Here is a 16,534-nt window from a genome sequence, read left to right as displayed (position 1 = left end):
AATTTATACGGCTGCCGCTGGAGTCGCCGGGGCGCGGTGATACGCCAGCCAGATCAGGAACAGCCCGCCGACGATCATCGGCACGCAGAGCACCTGGCCCATGGTCAGCCAGTTCCAGGCCAGATAGCCCAGTTGCGCGTCCGGTACGCGGACGAATTCGACGATGAAACGGAAGATGCCATAGAACAGCGCGAACATCCCGGACACCGCCATGGTCGGCCGTGGCTTGCGCGAAAACAGCCACAGGATCAGGAACAGCGCGACGCCTTCCAGCGCGAACTGATACAGCTGCGACGGGTGACGCGGCAACTGCGCCGGATCGCTGAACGGCGGGAAGATCATCGCCCACGGCACATCGGTCGCCTTGCCCCACAATTCGGCGTTGATGAAGTTGCCGATACGCCCGGCGCCCAGGCCGATCGGCACCATCGGCGCGACGAAGTCCATCAGCTGGAAGAACGACTTGTTGTTCTTTTTACCGAACCACAACGCCGCCAGCATCACGCCGATGAAGCCGCCGTGGAACGACATGCCACCCTTCCACACTTCGAAAATCAGCGTCGGGTTGGCCAGGTAAGCGTGCAGATCGTAGAACAGCACATAGCCCAGGCGACCGCCGACGATAACGCCCATCGACATCCAGAAGACCATGTCGGAGAGCTTCTCCTTGGTCCAGGTCGGGTCGAAACGGTTGAGCCGGCGCGACGCCAGCAGCCACGCACCGCCGATGCCGATCAGGTACATCAAGCCGTACCAGTGGATTTTCAGCGGACCGATGGCCAGGGCCACCGGGTCGATCTGCGGGTAAGGCAGCATTGCGACTCCTCGTTAGAGTTGAAAGCTTCAAAATTCCCGGGCGACGCTGCCACCTCAGGATTAAGCCAGGATTGTGCGGTGCGTCAGATCAGAAAATTCAAACCCACGCAGAACAGCAAAGCGGCGAACAGTCTTTTCAGCAACTTCGGCGACAGGCTGTGGGCCAGTCGCGCACCGAGGCGGGCGAAGACCATGCTGGTCAGGGCGATCCCCAGCAGCGCTGGCAAATAAATAAAACCGAGACTATGAGCCGGCAGCAACGGATCGTGCCAGCCCAGAATCATGAAACTTAATGCACTGGCCAATGCAATCGGCAGACCGCACGCCGAGGACGTGGCCACCGCTTGCTGCATCGGCACGCTGCGCCAGGTCAGGAACGGCACGGTCAGCGAACCGCCGCCAATCCCGAAAATCGCCGACGCCCAGCCAATCACACTGCCGGCCACGGTCAGACCGACTTTACCCGGCACCGTTCGGCTGGCCTTGGGTTTGACGTCCAGCATCAACTGCACGGCGATGACCAGGGCAAATACGCCGATGATTTTCTGCAGGTTTGGCCCGGAGATCGCTTCGGCTGTCAGCGCGCCGAACCCGGCGCCGAGCAGGATGCCGACGGTCATCCAGGCAAAAATCGGCCAACGCACGGCACCGCGACGATGATGCTCGCGCACAGCATTGACCGAGGTAAAGATGATCGTAGCCAGGGAGGTGCCGACCGCCAGATGCGTCAGGATCGAGGCGTCGAAACCCTGCAAGGTGAAACTGAACACCAGCACCGGCACGATGATAATTCCGCCGCCGACGCCAAACAGGCCGGCCAGCACGCCTGCACAGGCGCCGAGCGCCAGATAGAGCAGAAATTCCATGTACGACCCCCAAAGAAGAGCGGCATGGTAACGGATGCATGGCCTTCGGCTCCACTGGATGGCGATGGATACCCGCACAATGACTGCGTAGAGTGGGCAAAAACACACAAGGACCACCTTATGTGCCTGATTGTCTTTGCCTGGCGCCCGGGTCACGCCCAGCCGCTGATCGTCGCCGCCAACCGCGACGAATTTTATGCCCGACCCAGCCTGCCCCTGGCGCAATGGCCCGAAACACCGCACGTCTACGCCGGTCGCGATCTGGAAGCCGGCGGCACCTGGCTCGGTGTCGGCGCCAACGGGCGCTTTGCGGCGCTGACCAATATTCGCGATCCCCATCAACCGGCCGCTCGAAAATCCCGAGGTGAACTGGTTGCGCGATTTCTCAGCGGCGACATGCCGATAGATGATTATTTGGACGACGTTGTTGGACGTTCACTCGAATATGCCGGTTTTAACCTGCTGATCGGCAATGCCAATGAACTGTGGCACTTCAATGCCCGGGAGTCTGAAGCGGTGCTGCTGCCGGCCGGGGTGTATGGGTTATCGAATGCAGGCCTGGATACGCCGTGGCCGAAGTTGCTCAAGGCGCGAGCGGCGTTGGAGGCTGTTCTGGAGGATCCGCAGCCTGAGGCGTTATTGGCGTTGCTCAGTGATTCGCAGACAGCGCCTTTTGCAGAGCTGCCGGATACCGGGGTGGGTCTGGCGACTGAGTCGTTGTTGTCGAGTGTGTTTATTGCCAGCCAGAGCTATGGGACGCGGGCGAGTACGGCGTTGATTGTTCAGGCGGATGGGACGCGGCTGATGGTCGAAAGGAGTTTCGGGCCGTATGGCGGGCATTTAGGGGAAGTTGAGGTCAGAATTTAGCATTGTCTGATCCGGCCTCATCGCCAGCAGGCTGGCTCCCACAGGGGATTTGCGTCAAACACAAATCCAATGTGGGAGCCAGCCTGCTGGCGATGAGGCCATCAGCCTTTTAGAGGGCTTTGACCGCAGCCGGGCTGACCATCTTCGCCAACCCAAGGTTCTTCAGCGCCAGTTGCAGCGAGCTGTGGATAACTTGCGGGTTGTCGATGGTCATCAACTCCGCGAGCAATTCCTTGGCCTTGCTCAGGTTGATCTGACGCAGCATCCACTTCACCTTCGGCAGGTTGGTGGCGTTCATCGACAAACTGTCGAAGCCCATCGCCATCAGCAGCACCGCCGCCGCCGGATCCCCCGCCATCTCGCCGCAGATGCTCACAGGCTTGCCTTCGGCATGGGCGTCACGCACCACGGTCTGCAACGCCTGAAGCACCGCCGGGTGCAGGTAGTCGTAGAGGTCGGCCACTCGCGGGTTGTTGCGGTCCACGGCCAGCAGGTACTGGGTCAGGTCGTTGGAACCGACCGACAGGAAGTCCACTTGCCGCGCCAGTTCCTTGGTCTGATAAACAGCCGCCGGAATCTCGATCATCACGCCAATCGGCGGCATCGGCACGTCGGTGCCTTCGTCGCGGACTTCGCCCCACGCCCGGTGAATCAGGTGCAAGGCTTCTTCCAGCTCGTGAGTGCCGGAGATCATCGGCAACAGAATCCGCAGGTTGTTCAAGCCTTCGCTGGCCTTGAGCATGGCGCGGGTCTGCACCAGGAAGATTTCCGGGTGGTCGAGGGTGACGCGAATGCCGCGCCAGCCGAGGAACGGGTTGTCTTCCTTGATCGGGAAGTACGACAGCGACTTGTCGCCGCCGATGTCCAGGCTGCGCATGGTCACCGGTTGCGGGTGGAACGCGGCGAGCTGTTCGCGATAGATCGCCAGCTGCTCTTTTTCGCTCGGGAAGCGCTGGTTGATCATAAACGGCACTTCGGTGCGATAAAGACCGACACCTTCGGCGCCGCGCTTTTGCGCCCGCGCCACGTCCGCCAGCAGGCCGGTGTTGACCCACAGCGGCATACGGTGACCATCGAGGGTCACGCACGGCAGGTCGCGCAGGGAATCGAGACCGAGCGCCAGTTGTTTCTCTTCTTCCACCACCTCGGCGAACTGCTTGCGCAGCACATCGCTGGGGTTGGTGTAGACCTCGCCGCGATTGCCGTCGACGATCAATTCGATGCCGTCGACCTTGGCATAAGGCAGGTCGACCAGGCCCATCACCGTCGGGATGCCCATCGCCCGGGCGAGGATCGCGACGTGGGAGTTACCTGAACCGAGGACCGAAACCAGACCGACCAGCGTGCCTTCCGGCACCTCGCCGAGCATCGCCGGCGTCAGCTCTTCGCTGACCAGAATGGTTTTTTCCGGGTAGACCAGGTTCTGCTGGCGCTCTTCCTGCAAGTAGGCGAGCAGACGGCGACCAAGGTCCTTGACGTCCGATGCGCGCTCACGCAGGTAGGCGTCGTCCATCAATTCGAAACGGTTGACGTGCTCAGTGACCACCTGGCGCAGCGCGCCCTGGGCCCACTGACCGGTCTTGATCACCGTGGTGACTTCGCTGCCGAGCGCCTCGTCGGCGAGCATCATCAAGTAGACGTCGAACAAGGCCCGCTCTTCGGGGCGCAACTGCGAGGCCAGTTTGGCCGACAACGCACGCATGTCGGCGCGCACGCCTTCGATGGCAGTCTTGAACAACGCCAGTTCGGCGTCGATGTCGCTGATGGTCTTGTCCGGCACCACGTCCAGATCGGCCGGTGGCAGCATGACCACCGCTGTACCGACCGCCGCGCCCGGCGAGCCCGGCACGCCGATAAACTTGGCTTCCTGGATACCTTTGCCCTGACGGCCCAAGCCACGGATCGAACCGGTGGCCTCGGCGTGAGCGATAACCCCGGCGAGTTGCGCGCTCATGGTCACGAGGAAGGCTTCTTCACCTTCATCGAACTGGCGGCGTTCTTTCTGCTGAATGACCAACACGCCGACAACGCGGCGGTGGTGGATGATCGGTGCCCCGAGGAATGAGGCGTAGCGCTCTTCACCGGTCTCGGCGAAGTAGCGGTAGCGCGGGTGATCCGCGGCGTTTTCGAGGTTCAGGGGTTCTTCACGCGTGCCGACCAGGCCGACCAGACCTTCGTTGGGTGCCATGCTGACTTTGCCGATCGAGCGCTTGTTCAAGCCCTCGGTCGCCATCAGCACGAAGCGGTTGGTCTCGGGGTCAAGCAGGTAGACCGAGCAGACCTGGCTGCCCATGGCCTCTTTGACGCGCAACACAATAATCCCCAACGCCGCCTTGAGATCCTTGGCGGAGTTAACTTCCTGGACGATCTTGCGCAGCGTATTGAGCATGGCTCGGGGTCGAACTCCGTCGTCAGTCGCGCGCTAAAAGGCGCGGGGCAAGCTCTTTGAGAGCGCGTCGATACACCTCGCGCTTGAATGTCACCACCTGGCCCAACGGATACCAATAACTGACCCAGCGCCAGCCATCGAATTCCGGTTTACCGGTCAAATCCATCCGCACCCGCTGCTCGTTGGAGATCAGGCGCAGGAGAAACCATTTCTGTTTCTGGCCGATGCACAGCGGTTGGCTGTGGGTACGGACCAGACGTTGCGGCAAACGATAGCGCAACCAGCCCCGGGTGCAGGCGAGAATTTCAACATCTTCGCGCTCCAGACCCACTTCTTCGTTCAACTCGCGGTACAAGGCGTCTTCCGGCGTCTCCTGGGGGTTGATACCACCCTGTGGAAACTGCCAGGCATCTTGATTGATACGGCGAGCCCATAGCACCTGTCCAGCATCATTCGTGAGAATGATCCCGACATTGGGGCGGAAACCATCGGGGTCGATCACGGCAACAACCTCGCAAACGCATGTCGCCGCATTGTTCCACAAAGGTTGTGAAGGCAGCAACGAGCCGGCCAACCTTATGTGCACTCTTGTGAAAAGTCCGTATTCTGGGCGCCTTTCTACAGACTTTTCAGCGAGTAACTGCAATGCGCCTGGCTTTATTCGACTTGGACAACACCCTTTTGGGCGGCGACAGTGACCACGCCTGGGGTGATTACCTGTGCGAACGCGGCTTCCTCGACGCCGTCGCCTACAAGACACGCAACGACGAGTTCTATCAGGATTACCTGGCCGGCAAGCTGGATAACGCCGCCTACCTGAACTTTTGCCTGGAAGTGCTCGGCCGCACCGAAATGGCCACGCTGGATCAGTGGCACAGCGATTACATGCGCGACTGCATCGAACCGATCGTGCTGCCCAAGGGACTTGAGCTGCTGAAGAAGCACCGCGATGCCGGCGACAAACTGGTGATAATCACCGCGACCAACCGCTTCGTCACAGGTCCGATTGCCGAGCGCTTGGGCGTTGAAACCCTGATCGCCACCGAGTGCGAGATGGTCGATGGCCGCTACACCGGGCGCAGCACCGACGTGCCGTGCTTCCGCGAAGGCAAGGTGACTCGGCTTAATCGTTGGCTGGAAGAAAGCGGGCATTCGCTGGAAGACAGTTACTTCTACAGCGACTCGATGAATGATTTTCCGTTGCTGGAACAGGTGGCGAATCCGGTGGCGGTTGATCCGGACCCGAATTTGCGTGCCGAAGCCGAGAAACGTGGCTGGCCGGTGATCTCTCTGCGCGACTGATATCGCCATCGCGAGCAGGCTCACTCCTACATTGGAATGCGTTCCCCTGTAGGAGTGAGCCTGCTCGCGATTGGGTCAACTCGGTTTCAAGCGTTAAACAGGCTTGGCCCCCATCAACCCGGCAATGGCGATAAAGCAGACGAAGCTGAACAACGCCAGGGCGAAGGTAAACTTGCCGTTCCCCGCCGGCGCCTTGCGTAACTTATTCAGCCGCACCAACAACCAAAACCACGCCAACGCCGCAACGGTGTAAAGCACACTCGACGCCAGCAACCACGTCTGCCCCAACGGCCAGCCCACCAGATGCACCATCCACCAGCCGGTGAACGGCATGCTCAGCAGTGCCAGCCCCATCAACAGCCAGATGAACACCCGAGGCCGTTGCAACGTGCGGCTGCCCGCCGTCGCGTCGCCATTACGCCGAGTTCGCCAGACCCAGATCCCCAGGCCCAGCGCACAGACCAGCAGCACAACCGTCGCCACCATGTGCGCCACTTTCAGGGCGGTTAACGTTTCCATTGTTCGACTTCCTTATGACCTGCCCATCAGCGTAGCCGCTCAGCCAAGAAACAGCTGATAGGCCGGGTTGTCGCTTTCGTCCCAGTACGGGTAGCCGATTTCTTCCAGCGCCGCCGGCACCAGATGACGCTCCTCGTGAGGCACTTGCAGCCCTGCGACCACACGACCGTCCGCCGCGCCGTGGTTGCGGTAGTGGAACATCGAGATGTTCCAGCGCCCGCCGAGCTTGCTGAGGAAGTTGAACAGCGCGCCCGGCCGCTCCGGAAATTCGAAGCGCAGCACCACTTCATCAACCACCTGGGCTGCGCGGCCACCGACCATGTGCCGGATGTGCAACTTGGCCAGTTCATTGTCGGTCAGGTCCAGCACCGGGAAACCCTGCTCGGTCAGACTGGCAAGCAGCGCACTGCGCGGATCGTTTTCCGGGTGCGTCTGCACGCCAACAAAGATGTGCGCTTCGCTGCCGGTATTGTAGCGGTAGTTGAATTCGGTGATCTGGCGCTTGCCGATGGCTTCGCAGAACGCCTTGAAGCTGCCCGGCTTCTCGGGGATGGTCACGGCGATGATGGCTTCGCGGCCCTCGCCCAGTTCGGCGCGTTCGGCGACGTGGCGCAAGCGGTCGAAGTTGACGTTGGCGCCAGAGTCGATGGCCACAAAGGTGTGCCCGGTGACAGCGTGCTGCTCGACGTATTTCTTGATCCCGGCCACGCCAAGGGCGCCGGCAGGTTCAGTGATCGAGCGGGTATCGTCGTAGATATCCTTGATCGCCGCGCAGATCTCGTCGGTGCTGACCGTGATCACTTCATCGACATAGTCTTTGCAGATGTCGAACGTGTACTGACCAATCTGAGCGACCGCGACGCCGTCGGCGAAGAGGCCCACGGTCGGCAGCACCACGCGCTCGCCGGCGGCCATGGCGGCTTGCAGGCAATTGGAGTCGTCCGGCTCGACGCCGATGATCTTGATTTCCGGGCGCAGGTATTTCACGTACGCCGCGATACCGGCAATCAGCCCGCCACCGCCGACCGGAACGAAGATCGCATCCAGACGCCCAGGGTGCTGGCGCAGAATCTCCATGGCCACCGTGCCCTGCCCGGCAATGGTGTGGGGATCGTCGTACGGGTGAATGTAGACGTAGCCTTTTTCGTCGACCAGTTTCAGCGAGTAAGCCAGGGCTTCCGGGAACGAATCCCCGTGCAGCACCACTTTGCCACCACGGGAACGCACGCCTTCGACTTTGATTTCCGGGGTGGTCTTGGGCATGACGATGGTGGCTTTCACGCCGAGCACTTTCGCCGCCAGGGCCAGGCCCTGCGCGTGATTACCGGCCGAAGCCGTCACGACGCCGCGCGCGCGCTCTTCATCGCTCAACTGCGTGAGCTTGTTGTAGGCCCCGCGAATCTTGAACGAGAACACCGGCTGCAAGTCTTCACGCTTGAGCAAAATACTGTTGCCCAGCCGCTCGGAGAGCTGGCGGGCAGTCTGCAATGGGGTTTCTACGGCAACGTCATAAACGCGCGAGGTGAGGATCTTTTTGACGTACTGTTCGAGCATCGGAAAGCATCACTGAGCGGGTTGGGCAGGGCCAAGGAGTCTAACCCGGCTTTCGGGCGTGCGACCACACTAAACAGGTGGTTTTACCCTCCCCGGAAGGGATCATGATCCTGTAGGAGCGAGGCTTGCCCGCGAAAGCGTTTTTACAGCCAACATTTATTTTGGATGTAACGGCCTCTTCGCGGGCAAGCCTCGCTCCTACAGGGATCGGTGGCGGTCTGCCAATCGGGCAATGACCTTCCCCGTCCCGGGGCCTATAATGCCGGGCTTTCGTTCCCCCTCTTCGGCACTTCGGAGCCCGCATGACCCAGGATCAACTCAAACAGGCAGTGGCCCAGGCCGCCGTCGACTTCATCCTCCCGAAACTCGACGACAAGAGCATCGTCGGGGTCGGCACCGGCTCCACCGCCAACTGCTTCATCGACGCACTGGCGCAACACAAAGGCGCCTTCGACGGCGCAGTCGCCAGTTCCGAAGCCACCGCCGCACGCCTCAAGGGCCACGGTATTCCGGTGTATGAGCTCAATACCGTCAGCGACCTGGAGTTCTACGTCGACGGCGCCGACGAAAGCGACGAGCACCTGAACCTGATCAAGGGCGGCGGCGCAGCACTGACCCGCGAGAAGATCGTTGCGGCCGTGGCCAAGACCTTCATCTGCATCGCCGATGGCAGCAAACTGGTGCCGGTGCTCGGCGCGTTCCCACTGCCGGTCGAAGTGATCCCGATGGCCCGCAGCCACGTGGCCCGCGAACTGGTGAAGCTCGGCGGCGACCCGGTTTACCGTGAAGGCGTGCTGACTGACAACGGCAACATCATTCTGGATGTGTTCAACATGCAGATCACCAACCCGGTGGAGCTGGAGACGCAGATCAATGCGATCGTCGGCGTGGTGACCAACGGCTTGTTCGCGGCGCGTCCAGCGGATCTGCTGCTGCTGGGCACCAGCGAAGGCGTCAAAACCCTGCGCGTTCAGTAAGAAATACGCAAAACCCGTGTAGGAGCCGGCTTGCTGGCGATTGCGGTATGACATTCAACATTTAGATTGACTGTCGCACCGCTATCGCCAGCAAGCCGGCTCCTACAGGTCCGCATTCCAATGTTAGGGTTGTGGCGGTTTCTTGAAGACGTAGAACAGGTTCGGCTCGCTCACCAGGTACATCGTGCCGTCGTCATCCATGGCGATCCCTTCCGCTTGCGGCACCGTCTTCTGCAACCCCTGACGCCCCTTGTTCAGTGACATGGTGCTCAGCGGACGCCCGTCCACATCCAGCTCCAGAATCAGTCGCGACTCGTCGGACAGCGCCAACAGGTGACCGCTGCGCTCGTCGTATTGCAGGCTCGACAGGTCTCGCACAAACATCCCGGCATCGCGCTTGGGGTTGTTGACCACGTGCACCGCATAGGATTTTTCCGGGTTGTAATGCGGAAAGCCCTGCACTTCATAGATCAGCATCGGGTCGCGCTCCTTGGCGACAAACAGCCGCTTGCCCACCGAATCGTAGGCCAGGCCTTCAAAACCCTTGTTGCTGCTCATGTGCACGCCGAGGGTTATCTGTTCGGCATCCGCCGCATCGAGGAACGTCGTGTCCTTCTCCAGATGAATCTTGATCAGCCGCTGCTGACGCTCGTCGGTGATGACGTAAGTGTCGGCGCTGATGAATTCCACCGCTTCCGGATCACCGAAGCCGACCAGCGCGATGCGCTGAAGGATCTGGCCTTCAAGCGACAGCTCGATCAATTCGGAATTTTTATTGGTGACGGTGAACAGGCTTTTGCGGACCGGATCGAAGGTCAGCGCTGACACATCGTCGTCCAGGCCTTCGATGACCCGGCCCTCAATGACAACCTGATAGTGATCCAGCCCGATCGACCGGGCACTCTCGGCCTGCCAAAGCGTATGCAGATTGAACCAGGCCCGCTCGAATAGCCGCAGGTGTTGGCCGAACGCAACCAGCACGGTCAGCGCGATCACCGAGAGAATCAGGATCAGGGGTTTGGGGCGGGCAAGTCGGCGCATTCAGGCAAGCTCGGAATCAGGACGGGCGGATGAAATACCACGGCAGTCTGAATTGAAGCTTAAAGGCCGTTGGGTTGGCCCTACAACTGAGCGTCGCGTTTCCTACACATTCGCAGATCAAGATCGAGAACCAAGGTCGCGAATCAGCGCTGCTTTTCGAATCGGTAGAACAGGTTCGGCTCGCTCACCATATACAGCGTGCCCGCTTCGTCCATGGTCACGCCTTCGGCGCGGGGAATGGTCTTCTTCAGGCCATTGAAACCACCCAGCAAGGTCATGAAACTGACCTGCTCGCCCTTCTCGTCCAGCTCCAGCAGCAAGTGGGAATCGGCGGACAACACCAGCGTATGGCCGGTGCGCGGGTCGATGGCCAAGGCCGACAGGTTGCGGATGTCCAGCGCGTCACTGGCCAGCTTCTGCTTGTCGCCGGTGAGTGTCAGGCCGTCGGTGCTTTTCCAGGTGAACAGCGCCGGTGGACGTTCCTCACCCAGCAGCATGTGTTGATTGTGCGCATCCCAGACGACCGCTTCGAACGCTTTGTTCTGGTCTTTCGACGGGCCGAGGTCGTACTTGGGGAAGTTGGCGATGTTCAGCTCGCGGGTATCGGCGTCGACCTTGACGATGGTCAGCAGATGCTCACGCTCATCGACAATGGCCAGCAGACCGTTGCCCATGACCGTCACGCCTTCCGGGTTGCTCCAGCCCACCAGTGGCATTTTGCGCAGCACTTCACCCTGCAGGTCCAGCTCGACCAGGAACGGGTTTTTGCCCATCACCGAGAACAGGGTTTTGGTTTGCGGGTTGTAGGCCAGGTCGGACGCTTCGTCCTTTTCCATCCCTGGCAGCAACTTGGCATCGATCACCGCCCGGTAATCCGGAAGCCAGATACTTTCCTGGCGTTCAGCCGGGCTTTCGAAACGCTCCAGCACCCAGAGCACCCCGCGGTCATCCCAATGCATGGCAAAGGCGAGGCCATACGCGGCGGCCGCGACCAGCAAAAGCCAGGCATACCAACGCATGAAAAAGCGCGGGCGACGGGCAGTTTTAAGCGTGGGCAGCGATTGGATGGCCATCGGGGGATGCGTTCCAGAAATTCAGGCTAAGGGTAATAGCACAATTGGGACCGGCTCAGACGCCAGAAACCCGGGAATTATCCAGACAAGATGTGAAAAAAACGGGAAATGGCGGGATTGCCCTGCATGAGCGCCGCTTTCTTCAGGTAGGAACACAATCCCTGTAGGAGCCGGCTTGCTGGCGATGGCGGCCTAACATTCAACATCTCTATCGAATGTTGTACCGCTATCGCCAGCAAGCCGGCTCCTACAAGGGGTTTGTGTTAGCGGACGCTGCTGGTGAAGCTGCTCGCGCCTGGCAGTTCCAGAACGATTTCGTCACCCACATTCAGCGGGCCGACACCGACCGGCGTGCCAGTCAGGATCACGTCGCCAGCCTGCAGCGAAAAGCAGCCGGCCATGTGCTGGATCATTGGCACGATCGGGTTGAGCATCGCGCTGCTGTTGCCGTCCTGGCGCACTTCGCCGTTGATGGTCAGGCGGATGCCGATGTCGGTCAGGTCGGCAAAGGTGCTGCCGGATACGAACGGGGCAATCACTGCCGCACCGTCGAAGGACTTGGCGATTTCCCACGGCAGGCCTTTGGACTTCAGCTCTGCCTGCTTGTCACGCAGGGTCAGGTCCAGCGCTGGAGCGAAACCGGAAATAGCATCAAGGACTTCTTCACGGCTTGGCTTGGTCGACAAAGGCTTGCCGATCAACACCGCGATTTCGGCCTCGTAGTGCACTGATCCGCGCTCGGTCGGGATGCTGAAACCGCCTTCCAGCGGCACGACGCAACTGCCAGGCTTGATGAACAGCAGGGGCTCCGTTGGCACCGGGTTGTCCAGTTCCTTGGCGTGTTCGGCGTAGTTGCGGCCGATGCAAACCACTTTGCCCAATGGGAAGTGGATGCGTGTACCGTCGACATACTGGTGCTGATAGCTCATTGACCGACTCCTGGTTCGTAGCGCTTAAGTTCGAAAATCAAACAGCGAAAATCTTGCCCGGGTTCATGATGCCGTTCGGATCGAACACCGCTTTGACCGCTTTCATGTACTCGATCTCAACCGGGGAGCGGCTGTAGGTCAAGTAGTCACGCTTGGTCATGCCCACGCCGTGTTCGGCGGAAATCGAGCCGTTGTACTTCTCGACAGTTTCGAACACCCACTTGTTCACGGTTGCGCACTTGGCGAAGAACTCGTCCTTGCTCAGGTCATCCGGCTTGAGGATGTTCAAGTGCAGGTTGCCGTCACCGATGTGGCCGAACCAGACGATTTCGAAGTCCGGGTAGTGTTCGCCGACGATCGCATCGATTTCCTTCAGGAACGCCGGGACTTTCGACACAGTGACCGAAATGTCGTTTTTGTACGGCGTCCAGTGGGAGATGGTTTCGGAAATGTATTCGCGCAGTTTCCAGAGGTTTTGCAGCTGGGTTTCGCTCTGGCTCATCACGCCATCCAGCACCCAGCCCTGCTCCACGCAATGCTCGAAGGTTTCCAGCGCGTGGTTGGCCACTTCTTCAGTGGTCGCTTCGAATTCCAGCAGCGCGTAGAACGGGCAGTCGGTTTCAAACGGCGCCGGCACGTCACCGCGCCCCATGACCTTGGCCAGGGCTTTGTCGGAGAAGAATTCGAACGCGGTCAGGTCAAGTTTGCTCTGGAACGCGTGCAATACCGGCATGATCGAGTCGAAATCGGCAGTGCCAAGCACCATCGCGGTGAGGTTTTTCGGCGCCCGGTCCAGGCGCATGGTCGCTTCGACCACAAAACCGAGGGTGCCTTCAGCGCCGATGAACAGCTGACGCATGTCGTAGCCGGTAGCGTTCTTGATCAGGTCGCGGTTCAGTTCCAGCACGTCCCCCTTGCCGGTGACCACTTTCATGCCGGCGACCCAGTTACGGGTCATGCCGTAGCGAATCACCTTGATCCCGCCGGCATTGGTGCCGATATTGCCGCCAATCTGACTCGATCCTGCGGAAGCGAAGTCCACCGGGTAGTACAGGCCTTTTTCCTCGGCGACGTTCTGCAAATGCTCGGTCACGACGCCCGGCTGGCACACGGCGGTGCGGTCGGTGAGGTTCACGTCGAGGATCTGGTTCATATAGTCGAAGGACACGACCACTTCGCCATTGGCGGCCACCGCAGCGGCAGAAAGCCCGGTGCGCCCGCCGGACGGCACCAGCGCCACCTTGTGTTTATTGGCCCACAAAACGATGGCCTGGACCTGCTCGGTGGTCTTCGGGAACACGATGGCGGTCGGGGCCGGGGCGAAATGCTTGGTCCAATCCTTGCCGTAAGCGTTCAGGGAGTCGGCATCGGTCAGTACCTTGCCAGGCTCGACCAGGGTCTTCAGTTCATCAATCAGGGCAGGATTGGTCATCGACAGAACTCTCGAACAATTCATGGTCATCCTGAGAACGCTTCACGTCGCAGGAATGAGTGTTTGCGGGGCGCTTATGCTAGCATACCGACCCCGCAGGATAGTGCCCAACGGCTGTTCTGCGGCGACGGCTGTCGTGCCGTCGGGGTCAGCGTCTGTTGACCATTTCCTGCCATTTTTCTCCGGGATACAGGTTTACGCAGATGAGCAAGACTTCTCTCGATAAGAGCAAGATCAAGTTCCTTCTTCTCGAAGGCGTCCACCAATCGGCTGTCGACGTTCTCAAGTCGGCGGGCTACACCAGCATCGAGTACCTCACGGGTTCTCTGCCGGAAGCCCAGCTGAAGGAAAAGATCGCTGATGCTCACTTCATCGGCATTCGCTCCCGCACTCAACTGACCGAAGAGATCTTCGATCACGCGAAGAAGCTCGTCGCTGTAGGTTGTTTCTGCATCGGCACCAACCAGGTTGACCTGAACGCTGCCCGCGAACGCGGCATCGCAGTGTTCAACGCTCCGTACTCCAACACTCGCTCCGTTGCCGAGCTGGTGCTGGCCGAAGCGATCCTGTTGCTGCGCGGCATCCCTGAGAAGAACGCTTCCTGCCACCGTGGCGGCTGGATCAAGAGCGCGGCCAACTCCTTCGAAATCCGTGGCAAGAAGCTGGGTATCGTCGGTTATGGCTCGATCGGTACGCAACTGTCGGTTCTGGCTGAAGGCCTGGGCATGCAGGTGTACTTCTACGACACCGTGACCAAGCTGCCTCTGGGTAACGCGACCCAGGTCGGCAACCTGCACGAGCTGCTGGGCATGTCCGACATCGTCACCCTGCACGTTCCGGAAACCGCTGCGACCCAGTGGATGATCGGCGAGAAGGAAATCCGCGCCATCAAGAAGGGCGGCATCCTGATCAACGCCGCTCGCGGCACTGTGGTCGAACTGCAAGCCCTGGCAGACGCGATCAAGGACAAGCACCTGATCGGCGCGGCCATCGACGTATTCCCGGTGGAGCCACGCTCCAACGACGAAGAGTTCGAAAGCCCGCTGCGTGGCCTGGACAACGTGATCCTGACCCCGCACATCGGTGGTTCCACCGCTGAAGCGCAAGCCAACATCGGTCTGGAAGTGGCCGAAAAACTGGTCAAGTACAGCGACAACGGTACGTCGGTATCGTCCGTGAACTTCCCGGAAGTGGCCCTGCCGGCTCACCCTGGCAAGCACCGTCTGCTGCACATCCACGAAAACATTCCGGGTGTGATGAGCGAGATCAACAAGGTCTTCGCCGAAAACGGCATCAACATCTCCGGTCAGTTCCTGCAGACCAACGAGAAAGTCGGCTACGTGGTGATCGACGTAGACGCCGAGTACTCGGACCTGGCGCAACAGAAGCTGCAACACGTCAACGGCACCATCCGTAGCCGTGTGTTGTTCTGATAGCGACTTGAGCGACAAAAAAGGAGACCTTCGGGTCTCCTTTTTCTTGGGCGCGACTAACGTTACTTAACGTTGACGGTGATTTTCTCGGAGAGGATCGGCGGATCGAACGGCATGTGGTTGCTATCGCCAAGTTCGAGTTGCAAGGTGTGCTTGCCGGGCGTCAGCGTTACTTCAGCCTGAGTCTGCGCGTTGCCGAAATGCTGGTGGTTGGCATCTTTGGGGATCGGCGCACCGGCGGCTGGCAACTCATCGACATCGATCAACAAGTGGTGATGACCGGTGTTCTTGGTGGGATCACCCGCCGGGGCCAGCGCAATGTTCTCGACAGCGAACTTGACGACGACAGTCTGCGGGACCGTCGCACCGTCTTCAGGAGAAACGATGGACACTTCAGCACCCTTGGGTGCCGGTGTAGCCGCACTGGCCAGCACCGAAACACCCATCAGCAGGCCAGCCAGCGCAGCACGTGACATAAAGGTTTTCATTCTCTTCTCCAGTTTTTTCGTAAAATCCATGTGACCATGACAACTTCATGGCCATTCGTTGTCGAAGGCACTCGACAACCATAGCAAAGCGAGCCTGAACCAGCGCATCGCGATAAATGTATTCAAAGGAGTGACCATGCGCTTTTTGCCTGGCCTGATCTGCCTGCTACCCCTTTTGAGCCCTTTGGTTCATGCCGAACTGATTGACGATGTAAACGACCGCGGTGAGTTGCGCATTGCCCTTGAGGCTAATACACCACCTTTCAATTTCAAGGACGATGGCCAACTCTCGGGCTTCGAAGTCGAGCTAGGCCAACTGCTGGCCAATGAACTGGATGTAAGGGCCGACTTCGTCGTGACCGATTCCAGCGATCTGTTGACCGGCGTTGAAAGCGGCAAGTACGACATCGCCATCAATCACATAACAGAGACTCCGGCGCTCAAGGATCGTTTCGACTTCAGCGAACCTTACATTCACACCGATGCGCATTTGATCGCGCAGAAAGAAGAGCCGCGTTCAATCCTGTTGGTGCAGTCGCTGACGCAAGAAAAGCCGAAAGCCGCCCCGGCCGAGAACCTGGCCATTCCGTTTCAGAAAGGGAACCCGGCGTTTCATGCCAGCCTGGAGAACGCGTTGCAGCGGATAAAGGCGGATGGGCGACTGGAGGCACTGGAGAAAAAATGGTTTGGGCCGGATGCCGCCGAGATGCCGAAACCCTAAGGCCACGGACAATCACCGCGATCCCTTGTAGGAGCCGGCTTGCTGGCGATAGCGGTGTAACAGTCAATATAGATATTGAATGTTACGGCCTCATCGCCGGCAAGCCGGCTCCTACAGGGATTTGCGT

At 59.8% G+C, this 16,534-nt stretch carries 16 protein-coding genes; 5 read left to right on the top strand and 11 right to left on the bottom strand.

The window, feature by feature from the left end:
- Positions 1–3: 3 nt before the first annotated feature.
- On the bottom strand, positions 4–816 hold the full coding sequence (lgt, locus tag KGB24_RS16570) for a prolipoprotein diacylglyceryl transferase (RefSeq protein WP_008026090.1): 813 nt from the start codon (positions 814–816) through the stop codon (positions 4–6).
- Between the two features lie 83 nt (positions 817–899).
- Positions 900–1,682: a sulfite exporter TauE/SafE family protein gene (locus tag KGB24_RS16565; protein WP_008026089.1), complete on the bottom strand. Its 783-nt coding sequence runs from the start codon at positions 1,680–1,682 to the stop codon at positions 900–902.
- Between the two features lie 120 nt (positions 1,683–1,802).
- On the opposite strand from KGB24_RS16565, the gene KGB24_RS16560 reads away from it, so the two are divergent.
- Positions 1,803–2,549 carry an NRDE family protein gene (locus KGB24_RS16560; protein ID WP_223413737.1) on the top strand — a complete coding sequence of 249 codons (747 nt, stop codon included), beginning with the start codon at positions 1,803–1,805 and terminating at the stop codon, positions 2,547–2,549.
- Between the two features lie 109 nt (positions 2,550–2,658).
- Here the strand turns inward: KGB24_RS16560 and ptsP are convergent, their stop codons facing one another.
- On the bottom strand, positions 2,659–4,938 hold the full coding sequence (gene ptsP, locus KGB24_RS16555; protein ID WP_008026086.1) for a phosphoenolpyruvate--protein phosphotransferase: 2,280 nt from the start codon (positions 4,936–4,938) through the stop codon (positions 2,659–2,661).
- Between the two features lie 22 nt (positions 4,939–4,960).
- Complete coding sequence (locus KGB24_RS16550) at positions 4,961–5,440, bottom strand: RNA pyrophosphohydrolase (RefSeq protein WP_007897732.1); 480 nt, start codon at positions 5,438–5,440, stop codon at positions 4,961–4,963.
- Between the two features lie 143 nt (positions 5,441–5,583).
- Here KGB24_RS16550 and KGB24_RS16545 point away from each other — a divergent pair, with 143 nt between their 5' ends.
- A complete protein-coding gene (locus KGB24_RS16545) occupies positions 5,584–6,240 on the top strand; it encodes an HAD family hydrolase (RefSeq protein WP_008026084.1) in 657 nt (218 codons plus the stop codon).
- Positions 6,241–6,333: 93 nt separating this feature from the next.
- Here the strand turns inward: KGB24_RS16545 and KGB24_RS16540 are convergent, their stop codons facing one another.
- Positions 6,334–6,759: a DUF2269 domain-containing protein gene (locus KGB24_RS16540; protein ID WP_008026082.1), complete on the bottom strand. Its 426-nt coding sequence runs from the start codon at positions 6,757–6,759 to the stop codon at positions 6,334–6,336.
- 39 nt (positions 6,760–6,798) lie between these two features.
- On the bottom strand, positions 6,799–8,313 hold the full coding sequence (gene ilvA, locus KGB24_RS16535; RefSeq protein ID WP_008026079.1) for a threonine ammonia-lyase, biosynthetic: 1,515 nt from the start codon (positions 8,311–8,313) through the stop codon (positions 6,799–6,801).
- 302 nt (positions 8,314–8,615) lie between these two features.
- Between ilvA and rpiA the strand changes: the two genes are divergently transcribed.
- Entirely contained in the window at positions 8,616–9,290 is a 675-nt protein-coding gene (rpiA, locus tag KGB24_RS16530) for a ribose-5-phosphate isomerase RpiA (protein ID WP_223413738.1), read from the top strand.
- Positions 9,291–9,413: 123 nt separating this feature from the next.
- On the opposite strand, the gene KGB24_RS16525 is transcribed toward rpiA, so the two are convergent.
- The 4 genes from KGB24_RS16525 to KGB24_RS16510 form a co-directional block, all read right to left on the bottom strand.
- Entirely contained in the window at positions 9,414–10,331 is a 918-nt protein-coding gene (locus KGB24_RS16525; protein ID WP_008040766.1) for an SdiA-regulated domain-containing protein, read from the bottom strand.
- Positions 10,332–10,474: 143 nt separating this feature from the next.
- Positions 10,475–11,404 carry an SdiA-regulated domain-containing protein gene (locus KGB24_RS16520; protein ID WP_223413739.1) on the bottom strand — a complete coding sequence of 310 codons (930 nt, stop codon included), beginning with the start codon at positions 11,402–11,404 and terminating at the stop codon, positions 10,475–10,477.
- A 263-nt stretch (positions 11,405–11,667) separates the two neighbouring features.
- On the bottom strand, positions 11,668–12,333 hold the full coding sequence (locus tag KGB24_RS16515; RefSeq protein ID WP_008026071.1) for a fumarylacetoacetate hydrolase family protein: 666 nt from the start codon (positions 12,331–12,333) through the stop codon (positions 11,668–11,670).
- A 37-nt stretch (positions 12,334–12,370) separates the two neighbouring features.
- Positions 12,371–13,765, bottom strand: coding sequence for an FAD-binding oxidoreductase (locus KGB24_RS16510; protein WP_032828611.1), 1,395 nt, complete (start codon positions 13,763–13,765; stop codon positions 12,371–12,373).
- 203 nt (positions 13,766–13,968) lie between these two features.
- Here KGB24_RS16510 and serA point away from each other — a divergent pair, with 203 nt between their 5' ends.
- Positions 13,969–15,198: a phosphoglycerate dehydrogenase gene (serA, locus tag KGB24_RS16505; RefSeq protein WP_008026067.1), complete on the top strand. Its 1,230-nt coding sequence runs from the start codon at positions 13,969–13,971 to the stop codon at positions 15,196–15,198.
- A gap of 62 nt (positions 15,199–15,260) precedes the next feature.
- Here the strand turns inward: serA and KGB24_RS16500 are convergent, their stop codons facing one another.
- Complete coding sequence (locus tag KGB24_RS16500; RefSeq protein ID WP_008026064.1) at positions 15,261–15,686, bottom strand: DUF4399 domain-containing protein; 426 nt, start codon at positions 15,684–15,686, stop codon at positions 15,261–15,263.
- Between the two features lie 136 nt (positions 15,687–15,822).
- Between KGB24_RS16500 and KGB24_RS16495 the strand changes: the two genes are divergently transcribed.
- Entirely contained in the window at positions 15,823–16,407 is a 585-nt protein-coding gene (locus KGB24_RS16495) for a transporter substrate-binding domain-containing protein (protein ID WP_008026062.1), read from the top strand.
- Positions 16,408–16,534 lie beyond the last annotated feature (127 nt).

It is taken from the genome of Pseudomonas sp. BF-RE-25 (assembly GCF_019956105.1).
Lineage (GTDB): Bacteria > Pseudomonadota > Gammaproteobacteria > Pseudomonadales > Pseudomonadaceae > Aquipseudomonas > Aquipseudomonas migulae.
This window is presented reverse-complemented; position numbering and strand designations above follow the sequence as displayed.

Bases quoted from the DNA above. Each gene is read 5' to 3' on its own strand.
- lgt (WP_008026090.1), bottom strand. From the start codon at position 816: ATGCTGCCTTACCCGCAGATCGACCCGGTGGCCCTGGCCATCGGTCCG.
- KGB24_RS16565 (WP_008026089.1), bottom strand. From the start codon at position 1,682: ATGGAATTTCTGCTCTATCTGGCGCTCGGCGCCTGTGCAGGCGTGCTG.
- KGB24_RS16560 (WP_223413737.1), top strand. From the start codon at position 1,803: ATGTGCCTGATTGTCTTTGCCTGGCGCCCGGGTCACGCCCAGCCGCTG.
- ptsP (WP_008026086.1), bottom strand. From the start codon at position 4,938: ATGCTCAATACGCTGCGCAAGATCGTCCAGGAAGTTAACTCCGCCAAG.
- KGB24_RS16545 (WP_008026084.1), top strand. From the start codon at position 5,584: ATGCGCCTGGCTTTATTCGACTTGGACAACACCCTTTTGGGCGGCGAC.
- KGB24_RS16540 (WP_008026082.1), bottom strand. From the start codon at position 6,759: ATGGAAACGTTAACCGCCCTGAAAGTGGCGCACATGGTGGCGACGGTT.
- ilvA (WP_008026079.1), bottom strand. From the start codon at position 8,313: ATGCTCGAACAGTACGTCAAAAAGATCCTCACCTCGCGCGTTTATGAC.
- rpiA (WP_223413738.1), top strand. From the start codon at position 8,616: ATGACCCAGGATCAACTCAAACAGGCAGTGGCCCAGGCCGCCGTCGAC.
- KGB24_RS16525 (WP_008040766.1), bottom strand. From the start codon at position 10,331: ATGCGCCGACTTGCCCGCCCCAAACCCCTGATCCTGATTCTCTCGGTG.
- KGB24_RS16520 (WP_223413739.1), bottom strand. From the start codon at position 11,404: ATGGCCATCCAATCGCTGCCCACGCTTAAAACTGCCCGTCGCCCGCGC.
- KGB24_RS16515 (WP_008026071.1), bottom strand. From the start codon at position 12,333: ATGAGCTATCAGCACCAGTATGTCGACGGTACACGCATCCACTTCCCA.
- KGB24_RS16510 (WP_032828611.1), bottom strand. From the start codon at position 13,765: ATGACCAATCCTGCCCTGATTGATGAACTGAAGACCCTGGTCGAGCCT.
- serA (WP_008026067.1), top strand. From the start codon at position 13,969: ATGAGCAAGACTTCTCTCGATAAGAGCAAGATCAAGTTCCTTCTTCTC.
- KGB24_RS16500 (WP_008026064.1), bottom strand. From the start codon at position 15,686: ATGAAAACCTTTATGTCACGTGCTGCGCTGGCTGGCCTGCTGATGGGT.
- KGB24_RS16495 (WP_008026062.1), top strand. From the start codon at position 15,823: ATGCGCTTTTTGCCTGGCCTGATCTGCCTGCTACCCCTTTTGAGCCCT.